Annotated in this window: 20 protein-coding genes; 11 read left to right on the top strand and 9 right to left on the bottom strand. The window is 64.5% G+C overall.

Annotated elements, in window-relative coordinates; all coding sequences use genetic code 11:
• Window positions 1-5: 5 nt before the first annotated feature.
• Both ACVMIH_RS00260 and ACVMIH_RS00255 read right to left on the bottom strand, forming a co-directional pair.
• Window positions 6-1,157: a hypothetical protein gene (locus ACVMIH_RS00260; protein ID WP_456860284.1), complete on the bottom strand. Its 1,152-nt coding sequence runs from the start codon at window positions 1,155-1,157 to the stop codon at window positions 6-8.
• Window positions 1,154-1,492, bottom strand: a complete 339-nt coding sequence (locus ACVMIH_RS00255) for a hypothetical protein (protein WP_456860282.1) — start codon at window positions 1,490-1,492, stop codon at window positions 1,154-1,156. Before ACVMIH_RS00255 ends, ACVMIH_RS00260 begins: the two co-directional genes overlap by 4 nt.
• A gap of 109 nt (window positions 1,493-1,601) precedes the next feature.
• Between ACVMIH_RS00255 and ACVMIH_RS00250 the strand changes: the two genes are divergently transcribed.
• From ACVMIH_RS00250 to ACVMIH_RS00230, 5 genes are all read left to right on the top strand, one after another.
• Complete coding sequence (locus tag ACVMIH_RS00250; RefSeq protein ID WP_456860280.1) at window positions 1,602-2,027, top strand: hypothetical protein; 426 nt, start codon at window positions 1,602-1,604, stop codon at window positions 2,025-2,027.
• Window positions 2,028-2,199: 172 nt separating this feature from the next.
• Window positions 2,200-2,733, top strand: coding sequence for a hypothetical protein (locus tag ACVMIH_RS00245; RefSeq protein ID WP_456860278.1), 534 nt, complete (start codon window positions 2,200-2,202; stop codon window positions 2,731-2,733).
• Between the two features lie 32 nt (window positions 2,734-2,765).
• Window positions 2,766-3,056, top strand: a complete 291-nt coding sequence (locus tag ACVMIH_RS00240) for a hypothetical protein (RefSeq protein ID WP_456860276.1) — start codon at window positions 2,766-2,768, stop codon at window positions 3,054-3,056.
• A gap of 26 nt (window positions 3,057-3,082) precedes the next feature.
• The gene (locus ACVMIH_RS00235) at window positions 3,083-4,228 is read left to right on the top strand and encodes an integrase (RefSeq protein ID WP_456860274.1); all 1,146 of its coding nucleotides are present in this window, start codon (window positions 3,083-3,085) and stop codon (window positions 4,226-4,228) included.
• A gap of 198 nt (window positions 4,229-4,426) precedes the next feature.
• Window positions 4,427-5,359, top strand: coding sequence for a DUF2336 domain-containing protein (locus ACVMIH_RS00230; RefSeq protein WP_156436513.1), 933 nt, complete (start codon window positions 4,427-4,429; stop codon window positions 5,357-5,359).
• Here ACVMIH_RS00230 and ACVMIH_RS00225 read toward each other — a convergent pair.
• A complete protein-coding gene (locus ACVMIH_RS00225; protein ID WP_016841837.1) occupies window positions 5,356-5,700 on the bottom strand; it encodes a DUF1491 family protein in 345 nt (114 codons plus the stop codon). The two genes, ACVMIH_RS00230 and ACVMIH_RS00225, sit on opposite strands and share 4 nt — an antisense overlap.
• Before the next feature lie 225 nt (window positions 5,701-5,925).
• On the opposite strand from ACVMIH_RS00225, the gene ACVMIH_RS00220 reads away from it, so the two are divergent.
• Window positions 5,926-7,569, top strand: coding sequence for an ankyrin repeat domain-containing protein (locus ACVMIH_RS00220; protein ID WP_057020193.1), 1,644 nt, complete (start codon window positions 5,926-5,928; stop codon window positions 7,567-7,569).
• A gap of 120 nt (window positions 7,570-7,689) precedes the next feature.
• Here the strand turns inward: ACVMIH_RS00220 and ACVMIH_RS00215 are convergent, their stop codons facing one another.
• Window positions 7,690-8,430: a peptidoglycan-binding domain-containing protein gene (locus ACVMIH_RS00215; protein ID WP_456860272.1), complete on the bottom strand. Its 741-nt coding sequence runs from the start codon at window positions 8,428-8,430 to the stop codon at window positions 7,690-7,692.
• The gene (locus ACVMIH_RS00210; protein ID WP_200844492.1) at window positions 8,423-10,234 is read right to left on the bottom strand and encodes a PAS domain-containing sensor histidine kinase; all 1,812 of its coding nucleotides are present in this window, start codon (window positions 10,232-10,234) and stop codon (window positions 8,423-8,425) included. The genes ACVMIH_RS00215 and ACVMIH_RS00210 overlap by 8 nt, the downstream gene beginning before the upstream one ends.
• A 110-nt stretch (window positions 10,235-10,344) precedes the next feature.
• On the opposite strand from ACVMIH_RS00210, the gene ACVMIH_RS00205 reads away from it, so the two are divergent.
• From ACVMIH_RS00205 to ACVMIH_RS00195, 3 genes are all read left to right on the top strand, one after another.
• Complete coding sequence (locus ACVMIH_RS00205; protein ID WP_316394539.1) at window positions 10,345-10,650, top strand: hypothetical protein; 306 nt, start codon at window positions 10,345-10,347, stop codon at window positions 10,648-10,650.
• A gap of 17 nt (window positions 10,651-10,667) precedes the next feature.
• Window positions 10,668-11,048 (top strand): DUF5330 domain-containing protein, encoded by a 381-nt coding sequence (locus tag ACVMIH_RS00200; RefSeq protein WP_057015747.1) that lies wholly within the window; start codon window positions 10,668-10,670, stop codon window positions 11,046-11,048.
• 144 nt (window positions 11,049-11,192) lie between these two features.
• Window positions 11,193-11,624 (top strand): SufE family protein, encoded by a 432-nt coding sequence (locus ACVMIH_RS00195; RefSeq protein ID WP_141343262.1) that lies wholly within the window; start codon window positions 11,193-11,195, stop codon window positions 11,622-11,624.
• Window positions 11,625-11,628: 4 nt separating this feature from the next.
• Here ACVMIH_RS00195 and ACVMIH_RS00190 read toward each other — a convergent pair whose 3' ends face one another.
• Together ACVMIH_RS00190 and ACVMIH_RS00185 are read right to left on the bottom strand one after the other, a co-directional pair.
• Window positions 11,629-12,042: a MucR family transcriptional regulator gene (locus ACVMIH_RS00190; RefSeq protein WP_057015640.1), complete on the bottom strand. Its 414-nt coding sequence runs from the start codon at window positions 12,040-12,042 to the stop codon at window positions 11,629-11,631.
• A gap of 177 nt (window positions 12,043-12,219) precedes the next feature.
• Entirely contained in the window at window positions 12,220-13,110 is an 891-nt protein-coding gene (locus tag ACVMIH_RS00185; protein WP_057015641.1) for a hypothetical protein, read from the bottom strand.
• A 339-nt stretch (window positions 13,111-13,449) separates the two neighbouring features.
• Between ACVMIH_RS00185 and ACVMIH_RS00180 the strand changes: the two genes are divergently transcribed.
• Window positions 13,450-15,099, top strand: coding sequence for a glycosyltransferase family 39 protein (locus tag ACVMIH_RS00180; protein ID WP_141339566.1), 1,650 nt, complete (start codon window positions 13,450-13,452; stop codon window positions 15,097-15,099).
• A gap of 146 nt (window positions 15,100-15,245) precedes the next feature.
• Window positions 15,246-16,025 (top strand): class II aldolase/adducin family protein, encoded by a 780-nt coding sequence (locus tag ACVMIH_RS00175; RefSeq protein ID WP_028331642.1) that lies wholly within the window; start codon window positions 15,246-15,248, stop codon window positions 16,023-16,025.
• A gap of 103 nt (window positions 16,026-16,128) precedes the next feature.
• Here the strand turns inward: ACVMIH_RS00175 and ACVMIH_RS00170 are convergent, their stop codons facing one another.
• On the bottom strand, window positions 16,129-17,529 hold the full coding sequence (locus ACVMIH_RS00170) for a M20/M25/M40 family metallo-hydrolase (RefSeq protein WP_456860270.1): 1,401 nt from the start codon (window positions 17,527-17,529) through the stop codon (window positions 16,129-16,131).
• A gap of 95 nt (window positions 17,530-17,624) precedes the next feature.
• Complete coding sequence (locus ACVMIH_RS00165) at window positions 17,625-19,247, bottom strand: helicase HerA-like domain-containing protein (protein WP_253640278.1); 1,623 nt, start codon at window positions 19,245-19,247, stop codon at window positions 17,625-17,627.
• Between the last annotated feature and the right edge of the window lie 193 nt (window positions 19,248-19,440).

Genomic DNA, 19,440 nt, shown 5'->3' with positions numbered 1-19,440 from the left:
GCGCCTCAAAGTTTGATGTAGAACGTGGTGAGAAGCGTTGGCTGAACAACCGAGAATGGCGCGCTCGTTCCACCTTGCGCTGAGCCTATAAAGCTGCCAGTTGGCGTCGCCGTTGACGTGGCAGAAGATGAGGCGGATGCAGAGATAGAGCCAGTTGACGTTATACTCGTCGCAGTGGCTGGCGGCTGGAGTTGAATATTGGCGCCTCCCGCAGCGTTCGACGATATCACGTTATTGGCGGTAACAATGTTGGCAACTGTAGATACAACGGTTGCGCTACCCGTGACCGTCGTTGTGACCGACGTTGAAACAGGAGTAGAGAGCGACAGAGAACCGACCGGCGTGTAGGGCGGCAAATTTCCAGTAGTCAACACCTGGCTCTGTGAGCCGGATCCGATACCTAGCACCGTTGGCAAATTCCCGCCGAAGTAAGTGGATGTCAGGCGCCCTGCAGTCGTGCTTCCCATATCGTCCAAGCCGCCGACTACTCGACCTCGGAGGTCTGGCAACACTATGGTCTTGTTCGCCGCCCAGTCAGCGGCTGCACTCGCTCCCCGGCCGCCGGCTACGGCAAGGTTTGGGTCGGCGCCCCACAGGTAAATAAACAGCGCTTGGCAATCGGCATTCGCTCGTTCAGTGGCACCACTCGTTGCTGATCCAATCGTGCGCCCGTTCATGCGCACCCATCCGGACAGGACTGAAGTCCCATAGGACGCCTTCATATCGCCAGTTGCTGCGATAGTCGTAGGATCGACCGTACCGCCCCCGCCGCCACCGCCGGTCGAAGGGCCGACGACCAACAAGCTGTCGCCGACGAAGATCTGAACACCGTTCTTGTCGGTCAGCCGAAGCTTGATCGTGCCATCGGCGACGAACCATTGCGGGAGCCGACCGGTCGCGTCACAGGTCAGCGGATTGGGCTGAAGGATCGTGAGCCCAGTGTCCTGATAGGCGTTCTGGGGGGTCGAGACCGTCCCAGCCTGGATCACATAAAGCTTGCAACCAGGGGCAACTTTGCCTGTGTTGTCGAACTGGGGGGTAAGCGAAAAGCCGGGGACAGTCCCCGCGGCATTTGCTACACTCAGGAACGAAAAAAGCGCCGCAAAAGCGACCCCGAGCTTTTCGCGAACCCACTCGATCGTGGCCCGGCGCGTCATCTCGGTCTTGACGACTGCCTCAATACCGCGGCGCCCCACGCTGGGACGAGTTCGAGAACTTCCTGGCCGATATGGGCGAACACCCCGGTAAGGGCTTCAGCATCGAGCGCATCGACAACGACGGCAATTATGAGCCGAGCAACTGCAAATGGGCGACTAGGCTCGAGCAGACCAAAAACCGAAGCATTTCCTGGACGGCTGACGAGGATCGTAAGATCCGCGAAGGCGCTGAAAGCGGTCTGACCTTCAAGCAGATTGCCACCTCGATCGGCCGATCTGAGGGCGCAGTATCGAGCCGCGCCTTTCGGCTCCGCGTTCACCTTGGGCGCGATCATCTCCCTGGCTTCTATGCGTCGAAGGGCGGCTTCGTCAAATACGTGAAGTCGATCCGCGGCAGCTTCAAGGGGCGATCATGACCACCGCATTTGCTCCGCAGGAGGGGTCATGAGCCAGTCCGTTGACAGATACCTCAAGGACAAGGCGATGGACAGGATCGACCACGCACTAGGTCGTCCGCTCGATCCGACCGTCGAGAGCTATCGCAATTGTTATGCGACTGATGGCGCCCTGGCTGATGAGATGGCCGCCTCACCTTTCTGGGCGGAAGGCAGGCGCGGCCAGTCGATGCGATACTTTTTCGTCACTGACGAGGGGCGCGCGGCGCTTGCACAGCACCTCAAGGACATCGGCGACCAGCACCGCGCCTTTGTGGTGACCTACGCAGGGCACCCCCGGACCATGATCGCGACGACGCGAGATAAGGCCCGCTATAGCCGCTTCATTGAAATATCGGACGTGATGCCAGACCTCACATTTATTGAGTTCTGCAAGCGCGCCTCCGTTTCAGTACTTCACGAGGACGCACCATGACCGAAAGGGAATTGACGCCGACCGAGCGATGCCGATGGGGCGAGTGCCCCGTTTGTCACGCTAAGCACGGTGAAGATTGTCAGCCCCTCCTGGCCAATTGGGGCGTTCACTTCGGACGAATCCGGCAGGCGCCAAAGTTTGTCTCCACTTCACCTGTTTCCGAGGAATGCAAATGAGGCTCGGTTACGCCGACCCGCCCTATCTTGGTTGCGGCAAGCTCTATGCTGAGCACCATCCCGATGCGCTCGACTGGGATAATCCGGTCACGCATGACAATCTTGTTGATCGGCTGGAGTCCGAGTTTGACGGCTGGGTGCTTCACCTAAGCGCCACGCCCGACAGCATCGCCCTTTATTCGGCTCTGGTCCAAAAGACCGGCGCGCGGTGGTGTTCGTGGGTAAAGGGCTTCGCCGCGTTCAAGCGAAATGTCTCAGTCGCTTATGCCTGGGAGCCCGTCATTATCAAGCCTGCCCGCAAGCCGGTCGTCAGCAAGCGGTTGGTGATGCGGGACTGGATTCAGGAGAGCATCACCCTTCGCAAAGGCCTGACCGGAGCAAAGCCGGAAGCGGTCTGCCATTGGGCATTTGAATTGCTCGGCGCGCGGCCCGACGATGAATTGGCCGATCTCTTCCCCGGAACCGGCGCGGTCACCAAATCCTGGCAGACCTGGCGCGGCAAGTTCGCATTGCCGGAGGCCGCCGAATGATCTGCGCATTATCTTCACAGAGGGCCGAATAAGTGAAGCGCCCACCCCTCACCCTCGATACTTTGCCGCTCTACGCGACCGACGACGAGCTCGGCGAGGTCGTGCTCGGCATCGAAAGAAAGGGTGAATTCCGGGGCCTGGCCGTCTTGCTCGAGCGTCAGGGAATGCCGAAGATCAGCCCCCTGCTTGGGGGCCGATACGTTCCCGCGGTCAAGCAGTTCTTCGACACTTACAACGGCCTGTCACAGTCGGCCCCGGCACGCCCTGACGGCACGGAGGGAGAATGGATACCAGGCAGGACCGCCCGAAAAGCCCGGGCTTGAAATGGCGAAAGCGAAGGGAGGGTGACGTGCCCTACTGGTTCGCCGACGCCGCGGCTGTGCGCGCTGGCTACCCGATCAAGAGCCGGAATCTGTCGCACCTTGTTTCGGCGCCGGCACAGATCGTCGAGCAAGCCCAGATCCTCCAGCTCGACATGCTGGCGTGGATGTCGGGCGACCGCGCGCCGGCGGTCCGGTTCGATCGCACGTTCAAGACGCTGCTCGAAATCTACCAGACCGATCCGGAGAGTTCCTACAACACCTCGATCAAGCGGCACACCGCGCAGAGTTACGCGGTCTATCTTCGGAAGATGCTGGTCCACATCGGCGACCGCCGGATCGAGGAATGCGACGGGCGCGATGTCCGCCGCTGGTTCCGGCAATGGCAGGCATCCGGCTTGGGCGCGGCCCGCATGTCGCTGGCGGTGCTGAAGGCGGCGGTGTCGTTCGGTATCATCTGCCGATTTCCCGGCTGCGCCGAGTTCAAGACGATCCTGAGCGAGCTCGAATTCGACCAGTTGCCCAGTCGGCAGTATGCGCCGACCGCCGACCAGATCACGGCCGCTAGGAAGGCCGCGCATGCCGCCGGGGCTCCGGAGCGGGCTCTGGCCTACGCCATCCAGTTCGAGACCACCCTGCGGCAGTGGGATGTGATCGGACAGTGGGTCGGCCTCGACGATCCGCGGCCATCCGCCGTCCTGGGCTACGGCATGAAGTGGGTCGGACCGACTTGGGCCGCGATCGACGCCAACCTGATCCTGGCGAAGGTGAAGCCGACAAAGACCGAGGACACCAGCGAGGTCACCGTCTCATTCGACCTGTCGGCCTGCCCGATGGTCTGCGAGGAACTCGAGCACGTCCCGCAGGCGAAGCGCAAGGGTCCGCTGATCCTGAACAAGGACACCAGCCTGCCCTACAGCCGGCACACCTTCCAGAATAGCTGGAAGGCGGACTTCAAGGCGGCCGGACTTCCGAAGGGCATGTGGAACCGCGACCTCCGCGCCGGCGGCATCACCGAGGGCGGCAAGGCCGGGGCGTCCAAGGACGACCGCCGCAAGCTGGCCGGCCACACCAAGGAAGAGACGACCGAGATCTACGACCGCGATCAGGTGGAGGCCCACCGCCGCGTCATGCAGGCCCGGAAGCAGTTCCGGGAGAAGAAGAACGGACAGTAATCAGACGGTCCTAAGCACCGGGACCGGATCGGACCGGATGCATTTTAGATCAATTGGTTAGGGCGGGTTAATATTAACTGCCTCTTAAAACAGCCTGCGTAGGCTCGCTGCCACAAGGCTTTCAAACCGAAGTTCACTGGCAAGTCGCGTACGCCCGAGATGAGCGCAGCTCCGCTATTTCCTGGTTTCGATGGGCTGATGACGCTCTCCCGTCGCGAGGGCGTCGACATCCGCCCGACGCTGCTGCGCGTCCTGACCGACCTCTATGTGCAGGCGAGCGCCCACTCCGCCGATGAAGAGCGCCAGTTCGTCGAGTTGACGACGCGCCTGATCGACGAGGTCGACGACGCGACGCGTGCCGCGGTCCGCGCGCGGCTTGCGATCTATCCGGCGACGCCCGCGCGGATCGTGGACAAGCTCGGGCTGCGCCGCGTCGGTCCCGACCAGCCGATGCCGGCGGCCACGCCAATTCCCGCGCCCGCCCCGTCGGCGCTGCCGGCCAAGGTCCCGACGGAAGCCGAGCTGCGGATGGCCGCGAGCCTTGCCATGCGGCCAAACGATGCCGCCGAAATCTCCGACATGTTCTTTGCCGCCAGCACGAGGGAGCGCGCGCAGATCCTGCACAATCTGCAGGAGACGCCGCTGAAGGCTGCGGCGCGGATCCCGGCCGCGCGCGCCGCGCGCGCAATCCATATCCTGGAGATGGCGGCGTTTGCCGAGGACCTCGATAACTTCACGCTCGAACTCGGCGAGGCGCTGATCCTGCCGTCGCGGATCGCCGCGGACGTCGTCAACGATCCCGGCGGCGAGCCGCTCGCCTGCGCGATGCGGGCGCTCGACGTGTCGAGCGCCGCGTTCCAGCGGATCCTGATGTTCCTCAATCCGGAAGCCGGCTCCTCGGTCAATTACGTCTATCGGCTGTCGCGGCTCTACGATCGCCTGAGCGAGCGCTCGGCACTGGTAATGCTGGCGGCGTGGCGCGGCTCGACCATGGCGGTGGCCCGCGCCAGGTATCGCTCGTCGCTCTATGACGATGAGCGCCATCGCGTGCGCGCGACATCCTCGCAGACGCGCCCCGCGTTGCAACCCGGCAGCGCGCCCGCTGTCCGAAATCAGAAGTCTGGAAGTTAGCCCTTCGCCAGATCGAGGAAGTGCCGCCCGGCACGGTCCTCGGTCTCGACGATCCAGGCATCGGGATCGAAGCGGAGCTCCTTGGTCAAGCGCTCCTCGACAGACGGCTCGGATACCGGCTGTGGTGCCGTCGGCACGAACAGCCGCTCGACCGGACGGCTGTCGTCATAGACCGTCTGCGGCGCCGGCGCATACAGCATCGCGTTGCCGTCCATCAGCGCCACCTTGACGAACACGGCCCCGGCTTCCTCAGCGCCCTTCTTGCGGACTGCGCCGAACACGCCTTCGGTCTGGCAGCGGCGCAGATACGCCGCGACCCATATGCTGGTTTTCAATCGCATGCGCCGAGCTATAGGCCAGCGGCGCGGTCACGTCCAATTGTCACAGATGTCGTCACGCCGCGGCGGGTTGACCGAACCAATCGTCACCCATATCCTTGCATCTGCGGTGCAAGCCGCGCCCGGGTCCACGGGAAGGGTTGAACCCACTTGCAGCAATTGAGCGGCCAACCAAGCCTTTGTGCAGCCGGTTTTGTGGACCATCGGCGATGATGCACGGAGGTTTCCATGGACCGATCGCCCGGGCGATTGAATCTCGATCATCTGAAGAAGCAGGCCAAGGAGCTCATTCGCCTTTATCGGCGGCAGGCGCCAGAGGCCTACGCGCGTTTCCGGCATGCGCTTCCGGCTGCGGCCGGGCGCAGCGACGCTCAAATCGCCGCGCTCAATCTGCGGCTGCACGATGCGCAGTCCTGCGTGGCGCGCGATCTCGGCTTCGCCTCCTGGCCGGACCTGCGGCGCTATGTCGACGCACAATTGCCGTCCGGTAAAAGCAAGGCCGATCGCGTGCGGCGATGGCTGCAGCTGGTCTATGCCGCGGACGTCGCCGGCACCACCGACCGCGCCAATCCGCGCGTTGCGGCGCGGATGCTCACCGAGGATTCCAGTCTTGTCGCCGACGATCCCTATCTCGCCTGCGCCATCGGTGACGAGGAGACAGTGCAACGCACCGCCAACGACGATCCCACATGGGTCAACCGTGCCGGCGGTCCGTTCAAACTGCCGCCGCTGGTCGCCGTGACGCATTCCAGCCTGCTGCAGATTCCGGAATTTGAAGCGCGGCTGCATCGCTGCGCACGCCTGCTGCTGCAGGCCGGCGCCGATCCCGACCAGCACATCAGCAGCCGCTGGCCGCCCGGAACGCTCGACGCACCCGATGACAGCAATCCGCTGTCAGCGCTGTACGGCGCCGCCGGCCGCAACCACGATCTCGAACTGACCAAACTGTTGCTCGAAGCGGGCGCCAATCCGAACGACAATGAATCGCTCTACCACTCGCTCGAAGGCTCGGTGACGACTGGCCTGCTGCTCGAGCATGGCGCACGGATCGCCGGCACCAACGCGATGTACAAGGTGCTCGATGACGAGAACGTGGCGGCGCTCGACCTGCTGCTGCGGCACGGCGGCAATCCAAACGAACCCGCCGGCAACGCGCCGCTGACCGAATGCGGCTCGCCGTTGCTGTGGGCGATCCGCCGGCGGCGGTCGCGAACCTGCATCGCGATACTGCTCGACGCCGGCGCGGATCCGCGCATCACGACACCAGGCGGGCTCAGCGCCTACAGGTACGCGCTGCAATTCGGACTGACCGAGGTCGCCGAGTTGCTCCGCGAGCGTACCGGCGACGAGACGCTTGCCGATGATGAGCGGTTCGTCGCGGCGTGCAGCAGCGGTGACGAGAACGAGGCGCGGCGAATCCAGGCCGGTCGGCCCGATCTTCCAGGTTCACTTTCACCGCGGCAATTGCGGTTGCTCCCGGAGCTCGCCGCGGCAGGCGGCGACGATGCGGTGCGGCTGATGGTCGAGCTCGGCTGGCCGATCACGGTGCGCGGCGGCGATTGGGATGCGTCGGCACTCAATCACGCGGTGTTCCGCGGCAATGCCGGCCTGACGCGATTCCTTCTCGAGCACGGCGCGGAGTGGACCGAGCAGCACGGCTTCGGCGACAACGTGTCCGGCTCCTTGTCATGGGCCTCCTGCAACGAGCCGGTCAGGGGCGGCGACTGGGTGGCCTGCGCGCAGGCCCTGCTCGATCACGGCATGCCGCGCGCTATTCCGGATCGCGACGATCCGGAATGGGTGCTGGTGGCCGGCCGCAGGAAGCTGTTCTCCGACGAGGTCAGGGACGTTCTGCTGGGCGATGCGCCTTAACTCGTCATGGCCGGGCTTGTCCCGGCCATCCACGTCTTGGCTGCAACAAGTCTCAAAGACGTCAATGCCCGGGACAAGCCCGGGCATGACGAATACATATTCAATGCCTTCGCAGAGAGACTACTCGATCGAATGGCCGATCATCGCGCCGAGCTCGCGCACCAAGCGATCGGACATCTGTCCGGTCACCGGCAGCTTGCGGGCGCGCTCGAACTTCGCGATCGCGTGCTGGGTGTCGGCGCCGATCGTGCCGGTCGGCTTGAGCTGGCCGTAGCCATACTCGGTCAGTGTACGCTGGATCGCGGCGATGCGTTTTCCGGCCGGGCTCAGATGCTGTGTCGGAATCGACGCCGGCGGACGAATGACGCTGGACGGCGCGGCGGCCGGGGACGGTGCTGCGGCCGGCGGCGCAGTGGTCGATTTCAGCACCAGATTGGCCATCGGATCGACCGGCTTGGCCTCGACCTTGGGTTCTGCCGGCTTGGCTTCGACGGACCTGGTCTCGGCCGGCTTGGTCTCCACCGGCTTCACGTCGACGGGCTCGGCCGATCGGGCAGCCGCCTCGGCCGGACGCGGGCGCGGTATCGGGCTGGTGGCCGCGGCAACCGGGGCCGGCGGCGGCAGCGTCACAACCGAACCGCCGAACATCGGCGACGGATGACGGCCCGCCTGCAGGAACAGCGCATTGATCAGGATCGCAACGATGGCAGACGTCGCCAGCACGCCGGCGACCAGATCCTTCGGACTGTGCAGCAGCAGGCGCAGGACGAGGCCACGTTCCTCCTCGGCCGCGATGGCCACTGCCTTGGCGCCGCGGCGACGGCGCGGCGTTTCATCGTCATCCAAAGTCTGTCTAGGCACTCTTCTTCACCTGATGGGTTTGCTCTTGTAGTCCGGAACGCAGCGCGGGCTTCAGGGTCGAGACATTGCTGGACGGCTCGACGGCGGCGGGCGGGGTGAACGCCAGCGGCAGCGCGACCGATACAATGGTGCCCTCGCCCACCTTGCTCTCCACATTGATTTCGCCGTGGTGCAGGCCGACCAGCCCCTTCACGATGGAAAGACCAAGACCGGTGCCCTCGTGGCGGCGCTGATAAGTCTTGCCGGCCTGGAAGAACGGATCGCCGATCCGCTTGAGATCATCGGCGGCGATGCCGACGCCAGTGTCCGAGACACGCAGCACCAGCCGCGATCCCTCGACACCGGCCGACACGGTGACCTTGCCGCCGCGCTCGGTGAACTTGATGGCGTTCGAGACCAGATTGAGCACGATCTGCTTGAACGCGCGCGGATCGCCGTTCACGATCGGCAGATCGTCGGGCACGCGGGTGACGAGATCGACGCCGCTCTCGCGCGCCTTCAACGCCACAAGATTGCAGCAATTGAGCAGCGCCGGCCGCGGCGCAAACGGCTCCGGCGAAATCTCGAAATTGCCGGACTCCATCTTCGACATGTCGAGGATGCCGTTGACGACCGACAGCAGATGCTGGCCGGAATCGTTGATCAGCTGCGCGTATTCCTTGCGTCGGGCCACGTCGAGGCCGAGCACGTCTTCCTGCGCGATCATCTCGGAGAAGCCGATGATGGCGTTGAGCGGGGTGCGCAGTTCGTGGCTCATGGTGGCCAGGAAGCGCGTCTTCGACGCATCGGCCTGCTCGGCCACATTGCGCGCCTGTTCGAGCGCCTGCTCCTGCACCTTGCGATCGGTCACGTCGCGGATCACGGCGACGACCTCGGCATCGGCGGCGGCCTGATCGAGCGGGCGGCAGCGCATCTCGGCCCAGATGAATTCGGCGACGGCTTCGCCCCGCGCACCGTCACGGCGCACGCGGAACTCGACGCTGCGGGAGTCACCGCGCGCGGCGTCCGACAGCGCCGTGAGATAGGCCGGGCGATCGGCGACATGAACGCGGTCGAACAGGCCGTGGCCCAACAGCCGCGATGCCGGCACGCCGAGCATGTTCTCGGCCGCGGGCGAAATGAAGCGCACCGCGCCGTTGCGGCTGTGCCGCGACAGCACGTCGCTCATGTTATGCGCGAGCAGGCGGTAGCGCTCTTCCTCGACATAGAGCAGCGCCACGCTGGTGCGCGCCAGCGACTCCGCACCGAAGGCGAGCCCGGCGGCGTAGAAGATCGCCGACACGACGCCGAAGCCGACCAGCGTGCTGTTCGAAGCAACCGCGGGATCGACGACCGGCAGTACATGATAATGGCCGAGCACGCTCAGCAGCGCCGCGCAGATCATCGCCAGCGCGAACGCAAACGCCACCACGCGCCGGGAGGCCGACAGCGCCGCCTCGATCGGAATGACGACGAGCCACACGGCGGCGAACGAGGCGAGGCCGCCGGTCGTCGCCGCGATCATCATCACGAGACCGGCGAGCGCCAGCGACGACAGCACATGCGCGCCTTCATAGCGGCCGGTGCGCGACAGGAACCACGACAGCAGGATCGGCGCGATCAGCCAGGCGAATGCCGCGACCTCGATCGCCGTCGGCGCACCGCGCATCGCAAGAAAGGCAGGGAACGAGGCAAGCGCCGCCAGGCTGCCGAGCAGCCGCGGCGCCATGAAGGCACGATGGCGCGCACGCGTCAGCGCATCATATTGCGCCGACGGATGCAGCAGCGCATCCAGGCAATCGCGGATCAGACTCAAACTACTCACAGCACTCGCGCTTCGGCTCAATCGTCAACACAGACGCGCCGGAACGCCTCCTTCGTGATTGCAGGTCAACGTGTCAGAGCGAACTTAAGCGAACGCTAAGGCTGGGCGGCGTGCCGCCAAACACCGTGCATTGGAGCGGGTTTGACCCGCTATTCACCGGCCATTTGTCGGGGATGGTGAACGGCTGGTTTCCGGATGCGACATTCTATGGTTTCGAAATGGTGGACGCGGCGAATCCTGCGTATCCGGCGCGCGTCGGCCGCCATCAATCGAAAATTTACGGCGAATCAATTCAGGCGAATTTTCCGCGATTTTTCGGCGGATTTACTTCAATGCAGATACTTCCGATTTATCGACCGATGCTAACCCTCAAGGCCAATAGCGGCATCGACCGCTCAAGAAGCAAGACAAGATAGACGACCGGGATCGCGCCATGTTCTTCCTGCTGCGTTTGGCATTCTGGCTCGGGCTTGTGCTCGTGCTGCTGCCGAGAGACAAAACACCTGAAGCGGACAAGGCGCCGCAGATCAGCGCGTCGGACGCGGTGTCGGCCGCGACCGCGACGATCAACGACATGGGTCAGTTCTGCAAGCGCCAGCCGTCCGCCTGCGAGGTCGGCGGCCAGGCCGCGACCGCAATCGGCCAGCGCGCGACCGACGGGGCGCGCAAGCTCTACCAGATCATCACCGACAAGAAGCCACCCGATCACACCGGCTCGATCGGCCAGGACAATACCGATTCAGCCACCGCGTTCCGCGACACGCTGACCGCAGAGGATCAGTCGATCGAATTCCGCCTGCCGCCGACGCCGTGAGCGGAAACCAAGGCGCTGTCGAGCGAGGCAGGCACCGGTTCGCGTGAAGAAAACGCGTCAAAACAGCCGGGAACCGGTTCCATTTTCATCGCTTTCGCGGCCCGCCTTCCTATATAAGCCGTCAAGGACAGGACGCGAGCCACGATGACGACGATCGACGAAATCAGGGACAATTTTGCGCTGCTGGACGAGTGGGACGACCGTTACCGCTATGTCATCGAGCTCGGCCGCACGCTCGAACCGTTGTCGGAGGCGGAGCACTCGGCCGAGAACAAGGTGCAGGGCTGCGTCAGCCAGGTCTGGCTGTCGAAGCGGATCGAGCGCGATGCCAACGGCGAACCGCGCCTGATCTATATCGGCGACAGCGACGCCCACATCGTGCGCGGCCTGGTCGCGATCGTGCTAACGCTGTTTTCCGGGCAAACGCCCAAGGAAATCCTCGGCACCGACGCGCTCGCGCTGTTCGACGAATTCGGCTTCCGCGACCATCTGACGCCGCAGCGCTCCAACGGCCTGCGCTCGATGGTCGACCGCATCCGCAACGATGCGCGCGAGGCGCTGGCGTCCGCCGCGTAGATCTTTACTTCCGCTTCCGCGCCTGCTGGCCGAGGCCCATCTTCTTGGCGAGCTGCGAGCGCGCCACCGCATAGTTCGGCGCCACCATCGGATAGTCGGCCGGCAGGCCCCATTTGTCGCGATACTGTTCCGGGGTCATGTTGTACTGGGTGCGCAGATGGCGCTTCAGCGACTTGAAGCGCTTGCCGTCCTCGAGGCACACCAGATATTCGGGCGTGATCGACTTCTTCATCGACACCGCAGGCTTGGCCGGCTCGCTCGGCGTGTCGTTGCGTCCGCTCGACACCCGCAGCAAGGCGGAGTGGACCTGGCTGATCAGGTTCGGAATGTCCGAGGCCGGCGTCGGATTGTTGCTGAGATAGGCCGAAACGATGTTGGCGGTCAGCTCGACCGGCGTTTTGCCTGACGTATCGGACATGGCTCAATCTTCCCCGTGCTATCGACAGCCCGGCGCCCACCGGACAGTATCCATGCGCAGCAATACATTAATGGAATCGCGTACTACTTTGCGAATATGCACGAATTGCAGCAAATCTGACAACAACGGCTGCGTTTCCGGCTTCGCGCCGGCCGCGCGCAAGTATTGGCCCGGATCTTAAGGCCGCTGCTCCAGATGCGACCTGAGCTCGTCGATCGAGGCAAATCGCATCATGCCCTCCGGCATCTGCGCCTCGATTGATCCGTCCGAATAGAGCGAATAGGCCATGCCGTCGACGACGCCGGATTTGAGCACGGTCACCGGCGGCTGCTCCTGGGGCGGCGGCGGATGGCCCGACGACGGCGAGGCGGCGGCGGCCGACTGGGCCTCGCCGAAGGTCGATGGCGTCCGGGGGCCGCGCCGCGGGGCGACGTCGACCGGCCGCGGCCGGTCGGCCTTCGGCCAGGCATCGTCGAAGGTTGCCGACGCCGGTTCGGCCGAACCACCCGGATTCGGACGCAGTTCCGGCGACAACAGATCCGGCGTGAGCGGCTCGGCGGCACGCCCCTGGCTCCGCTCGCGCTCCTTGCGCGAGGAGGAAAACAGCAGATTGCGCCGCTTGGGCGGCGCAGCGCCATCCGCGGGCGCGGCCGCCGGTGCAGGCGGCACCTCGCCTGATGCGCCGCGCGAGGCGATCTCGTCGTGCCAGGGCGGCGGCGCCGCGGGAGCGGATGGCGGGAACGCTGGAGCCAGCGGCGGAGGCGCCGAGACCTTCGGCTCAGGCGGCGGGAACACCGGATCGTCGGGAGTGCCGCGCGGGGAAGTTGCAGACGGCGACCCGGACCGCAGACCCACGGCGACGACGGCATCAAGCCGGTCGCCCATGGCCTGGAGTTCGCGAAGGATGGCGGCAAGGGCCACAACAATCACGCCGGTACATGCGCCGGTCACGCCTGTTGTGATCAACGTGCCGCCGACGCTGAATTCCTTGTTTGGAATTCCGAGGCCGATCGCCGCCAGGCCCGCCACGACCAGGCCCGCGCCGACGACCAACAGACCAACCTTCATCGAACTAACCCCCGGGAGACCCGACCGAAAATCGGCGCGGGCCACCAACGCCACGATACCGTCATATTGCCCACACCGCCAACCGCCAATTGTAGACAGAGTTCCCTAAAATCCCGCTTAACCAAGCCGCGATGCGTTGCTTCACCGCAGCCGCAGTGGCTATCGGGCAGCCAGCTCCCGTAGATTTACTGGCTACGAATTGCTGCCAATTTATTGCAACGCATCTGGGAAATTACGCCACAATTACCAATTACTCGGAAACGGAACTGCGCTATGGATGCCGGGGAATGAGGCCCTAAAGCGCCAATCAGGGCCACAGGCACGCCGGTATCACTAGCTATGTCATCGATTACGACGTCTGCCCTCGAGGCGCCTGCGCGGCGCTCGGTGGAGAAGACCTGCGACGATCTCGCTGTCCTCGTCCTCGGCGTGGTCGCCGTGGTCGCCGGCTTGACGTTCCGCGATTACGGTCTGGGCTGGGACGATTACACCCACGCTGAATATGCCGACCTCCTGCTGCGCATGTACGAGTCCGGGTTCAAGGACACCGGCGCGCTGTCGTTCGCCAATCTGTATATGTACGGCGGCGGCTTCGACATGGCCGCGGCCTTGCTGCACAAGCTCATTCCGCTCGAACTGTTCGAGACGCGCCGCCTGCTCGGCGCGATCGTCGGCGTTATCGGCCTTGCCGTAACCTGGCGCCTGGCACGCCGTGTCGGCGGCCCGCTGGCGGGACTGGCGGCGCTGCTGCTGCTGGCGCTGTGCCCGACCTTCTACGGCCACATGTTCATGAATCCGAAGGATGCGCCGTTCGCCGTGGCGATGGTGGTCCTGATCATGGGCCTGGTCCGCCTGATCGAGGAATATCCGGCGCCCTCGCCGCGCACCATCCTGATCGTCGGCCTGGGGGCCGGCCTGTCGATCGGCTGCCGCGTGCTTGGCGGGCTCGCATTGATCTACGCCGTGGTCGGCTTCGTCCCGCTCCTGATCGAGGAATTCCGCAAGCAGGGCCCGCGCGAGGCGACCCACCGCTTTGCCCATGTCGTCTATGTGCTGCTGCCGGGACTTGTGCTGGGCTATCTCGTGATGGGCCTGATCTGGCCGTGGTCGATCATGGAGCCCGGACATCCGCTCGAAGCGGTGACCTATTTCTCGCACTTCTTCGAGAAACCGTGGAAGGAGATGTTCGACGGCGCGCTGGTGTCGGTGCCGGACATGCCGTGGTCCTATCTGCCCACCTTGTTCGCGCTGCAGCTTCCCGAAGTGCTGCTGGTGCTGCTGGCAGCCGCCGTCGTCATCACCCTGATGTCGCTGTCGCGCTACGACGTCACCGCAAAGCGCAAGTCGATCATGCTGATGCTGACGCTGGCGGCGACGCTGCCGCTGGTGATCGCGATGGTGAAGCGGCCGGCGCTCTATAACGGCATCCGTCACTTCATCTTCGTGATTCCGCCGATGACGGTGCTGGCCGGCGTCGCATTCGCGCGCGGCATGGACTGGCTCGGCGAGAACCGCCGCGCCTGGCAGCCCGCGGCGCTCGCCATGTTCGCGTTCGGCCTCTTGCTGCCGCTCAGCGAAATGATCCGCCTGCATCCGTATCAGTACACGCACTTCAACCACATCGCCGGCACGGTGCGGACCGCGGACAACTTCTTCATGCTGGACTATTGGGGCCTGGCGCTGAAGCAGGCATCCGACGGGCTGCGCGAGCAGCTGGCGGAGCGGCAGGAAGTGCCGCCGCAGAACCGCAAGTGGAAGGTCGCGGTGTGCGGACCGCAGCGCCCCGCGCAGGTGGCGCTCGGCCCTGATTTCACGATCGGATGGGACAGCAATGCCGCCGACTTCGCGATGACGCTCGGCGAATTCTACTGCAAGGGCCTGGCCGCGCCTGTCATGGTCGAGATCAAGCGCGACGACGTCGTGTTCGCCCGCGTCTACGACATCCGCGGCCGCAGCATCTCGAGCCTGCTGGCGATCCCGGCGCCGTAGCGCATCACGCTGCCCACTGACGATTGCCGTTCGGATCGTGGGCCGCATGCCGACATGACTGTCACGCCGTTACCCTGCCTTGCTGCGGTCCGGCGGCGGCGCTACGCTTGGATCAAGCAATAACGCCATCAATGGAGCAATCGGCCATGTCGCCAGCGGAAGCGCGCCTGAAGGAAGTGCCGTCGGATATGAGTGCGGCGGAATGGGAGCAGCGGATCAATCTCGCTGCCTGCTACCGGCTGGTCGCGCTCTATGGCTGGGACGATCTGGTCGATACCCACATCTCCGCCCGCGTGCCGGGGCCCGAGCATCACTTCCTGATCAACCCCTACGGGCTGATGTTCGACGAGATCACCGCGTCGAGCCTCGTCAAGGTTGACCTCGACGGCAACCAGCTTTCGAAGAGCGACTACAGCATCAACCCGGCCGGCTTCACCATCCATTCGGCGATCCACGAGGTGCGCGAGGACGCCGGCTGCGTGCTCCATCTGCACACCGTCGACGGCACCGCGGTGTCGAGCGGCCCCGACGGGCTGCTGCCGCTGAACCAGACCGCGCAGCTCGTCACCCACGACCTCGCCTATCACGACTATGAAGGCATCGCGCTCGATCATGACGAGCGCCCGCGCCTGCAGCGCGATCTAGGCAGCAAGAACCACATGCTGCTGCGCAATCACGGCACCCTGACGGTCGGCCGCTCGGTCGCATCCGCGTTCGAGCGGATGTACCATCTGGAGCGCGCCTGCTCGATGCAGGTGGCGACCCGCGCGCTCGGACCGATCGCCTATCCGGTCGACCAGCATGCGATCGACAAGAACACCGAGCTGCTCTCCAACCCGGACCGCGCCGAGCTGCGCTCGACCCAGCTGGTCTGGCCGCCGCTGCTGCGCAAGCTCGACCGGGTCAATCCCGGCTACCGTGATTGAAATTTCACAATCTTCGGGTAGGCTATCGGCCAACATCCTCTGCACTACCGAATCAAAACGCCGCCCAATTCCGGGCGGCGTTTTTACGTGAATTGCCGTTGCGCTATTTGGCGTCGGCGAACGCCGCCAGGATCCGCGCCCAGGAGCGGATGCCCTTGTGGTAGCTCTTGAGGTCGTACTTCTCGTTCGGCGAATGGATGTTGTCGTCGTCGAGCCCGAAGCCGATCAGCACGCTGTCGAGGCCGAGCGTGTGCTTGAAATCGGCGACGATCGGGATCGAGGCGCCGGAGCCGATCAGCAGCGCCTCCTTGCCCCATTCGTCGGTCAGCGCACGGCGCGCGGCTGCCAGCGGCTTCATGTTCCAGTCGAGCGCGATCGCTGGCGCGCTGGAATGGTCGATGAACTCGGCCTTGCAGTCGGCCGGCAGGCGCGCCTTCACATAGTCGCGGAACGCCCTTCGGATCTTCTCGGGATCCTGTCCCTCGACCAGGCGGAACGAGACCTTCGCTGACGCCTCGGCCGCGATCACCGTCTTGGAGCCCTCGCCGGTATAGCCGCCGACGATGCCGTTGATGTCGCAGGTCGGGCGCGAGGAGACCTGCTCGATCAGGAGCCGGTCCTTTTCGCCGGCGGGCACCGAGAGGCCGATCGGCTTGAGAAAGCTCTCCGGCGTCAGATTGAGCTGCTTCCACTGGGCCAGAATATCCGGCGGCAAATCCTTCACGCCGTCATAGAAACCGGGGATGGTGATGTGGCCATTCTCGTCATGCAGGCCGCCGAGGATCCGCGTCAGCACGCGGATCGGGTTCTGCGCGCCGCCGCCGAACACGCCGGAATGCAGGTCGCGATTGGCGGCCTTGATCTTGACCTCGTCATAGACCAGGCCGCGCAATGAGGTGGTGATCGCCGGCGTATTCGGGTCCCACATGCCGGTGTCGCAGACCAGCGCGAAGTCGGCCTTGAGGTCGTCCTTGTTCGCCTCGAGGAACGGCACGAAATTCTTCGAACCGATCTCCTCTTCACCCTCGATGACGATCGTGATGTCGACCGGCAGCGATCCCGTCACCGTCTTCCAGGCACGGCACGCCTCGACGAAGGTCATCAACTGTCCCTTGTCGTCCTCGGCGCCGCGCGCGACGATAATCTTGCGCCCGTCGGCATGGTCGGTCACGACAGGCTCGAACGGCGGACGGTGCCAGAGATTCAACGGATCGACCGGCTGCACGTCGTAGTGGCCGTAGAACAGCACATGCGGGCGTCCGTCGCTCGAGCCGTTCAGCTTGCCGACCACGGCCGGATGGCCGGCGGTTGGCCGCACTTCGGTCTTGAAGCCGAGGGTTGCGATATCCTTGGCGAGATGATCGGCAGCCGCCTTGCAGTCATCAGCGAAGGCCGGATCGGCCGAGATCGATTTGATCCGCAGCAGCGTGAACAGCCGCTCGAGACTGTTGTCGAAATCGGCGTCGATGCGGTCGAGGACGGGCTGCAGCTTGGCGTTGGACATCGCGGATATCCTTTTTGTTGGACGTTGCGCCAGGTTGTAGCGCGCCGGCCGCGGGAGGCAAAGCCGGTCTCCCGCTTCGGCCGACCGGCGCGGTGCTATCTGCGCAGCAATCCGCCGAGCGCGCCGCGCACCAGCGCCCGGCCGATCGAGCCGCCAACCGAACCGCCGAGCGATTTGCCGAGATCGGCGGCCACGCCGCCGATCACCTTGTCGGTCACCGAGCGCGTGACGCTGCGCGCGATCACCTGTCCGGTCGACATGCGGCCGCGCTTGACGTTGGTGCCGAAGATCGTGGACGCGATCGAACCGAGCTGGCCGAGGATGCCGCCACCCTCGCCGCCAGCGCTGCCGTCCGCCGGCGCCGCCGTCCCGGCGAGCCGCTTCTGGATGATCTCGTAGGCGGATTCGGCATCGACCGCGGTGTCGTATTTGCCCTTGACCGGGCTCGCATCCATGATCGCCTTGCGCTCCTCCGGCGTGATCGGCCCGATCCGCGCCGACGGCGGGCGCACCATGACGCGCTCGACCATCGACGGCGTGCCGCCGCCCTCGAGGAACGACACCAGCGCCTCGCCCTTGCCGAGCTCCATGATCACCCGCGCGGTGTCGAGCTTCGGATTGGGCCGGAAGGTCTGTGCGGCCGCGGCAACCGCCTTCTGGTCGCGCGGCGTGAAGGCGCGCAGCGCGTGCTGCACGCGGTTGCCGAGCTGCGCCAGCACCTTGTCCGGCACGTCGATCGGATTCTGCGTAACGAAATAGACGCCGACGCCCTTGGAGCGGATCAGCCGCACCACCTGCTCGATCTTGTCCATCAGCGCCTTCGGCGCGTCGGTGAACAAGAGATGCGCTTCGTCGAAGAAGAACACCAGCTTCGGCTTCGGCAGGTCGCCGGCCTCCGGCAATTCCTCGAACAATTCCGAAAGCATCCAGAGCAGGAAGGTGGCGTAAAGCCGCGGGCTCTGCATCAGCTTGTCGGCGACCAGGATATTGACGATGCCGCGGCCGTCGCGGTCGGTCCGCATGAAATCCTTCAGCGTCAGCGCCGGCTCGCCAAAGAACTTGGCACCGCCCTGGTTCTCGAGCACCAGGAGCTGACGCTGGATCGTTCCGACGGTCGCCTTGGACACATTGCCGTAGCCTTGCGCGGCCTTACGGATCGGCGCCAGCGGATCCTCCTCGTCGTCGGCAGCCTTCTTGCTGCCGTCCGGGGCGATCGCATCCAGCAGCGCCCGCAGGTCCTTCATGTCGATCAGCGTGAGACCGTTCTCGTCGGCGACACGGAAGGCAACATTGAGCACGCCCTCCTGCACGTCGTTCAGATCGAGCATCCGCGAGAGCAACAACGGTCCCATCTCGGTGACGGTGGCGCGCACCGGATGGCCCTGCTCGCCGAACACGTCCCAGAATACGGTCGAGAACTGATCCGGCTGGAAGGTCAGGTCCATCTCCTTGGCGCGCTTCAGGATAAAGTCCTTGGCCTCGCCGACTTCGGAGATACCGGAAAGATCGCCCTTGATGTCGGCTGCGAAAACCGGAACGCCGGCGCGCGCAAATCCTTCAGCCATGACCTGTAGCGTGACGGTCTTGCCGGTTCCGGTCGCACCGGTCACAAGGCCGTGGCGGTTGGCCAGCGCAAGCGTCAGCCAGGCTGTTTCCTCGCCCTTGCCGATAAAGATCTTCTCATCGGTATCGGCCAACTTGGTGTCGGACGTCGCCATCGCTTCGCCTCTTAACGCGATTTTAAATCGGCTCGATCCATTCGAACCGATGACATCATATTGCATCTTGCAGGTCGATTGAAACCATCGGCGCGCACTGATGTATATTGTCGCTGCACCAGTTCCTCATACTTTATTCCCGGCCAAGATTCCGGGCCAAGTGACGAAAGGCATTGCGCATTGCGACAAGATG

The organism is Bradyrhizobium sp. USDA 4503, assembly GCF_054055815.1.
The sequence above is the reverse complement of the archived record's forward strand: the minus strand, read 5'-3'. Positions and strand labels throughout refer to the sequence as shown.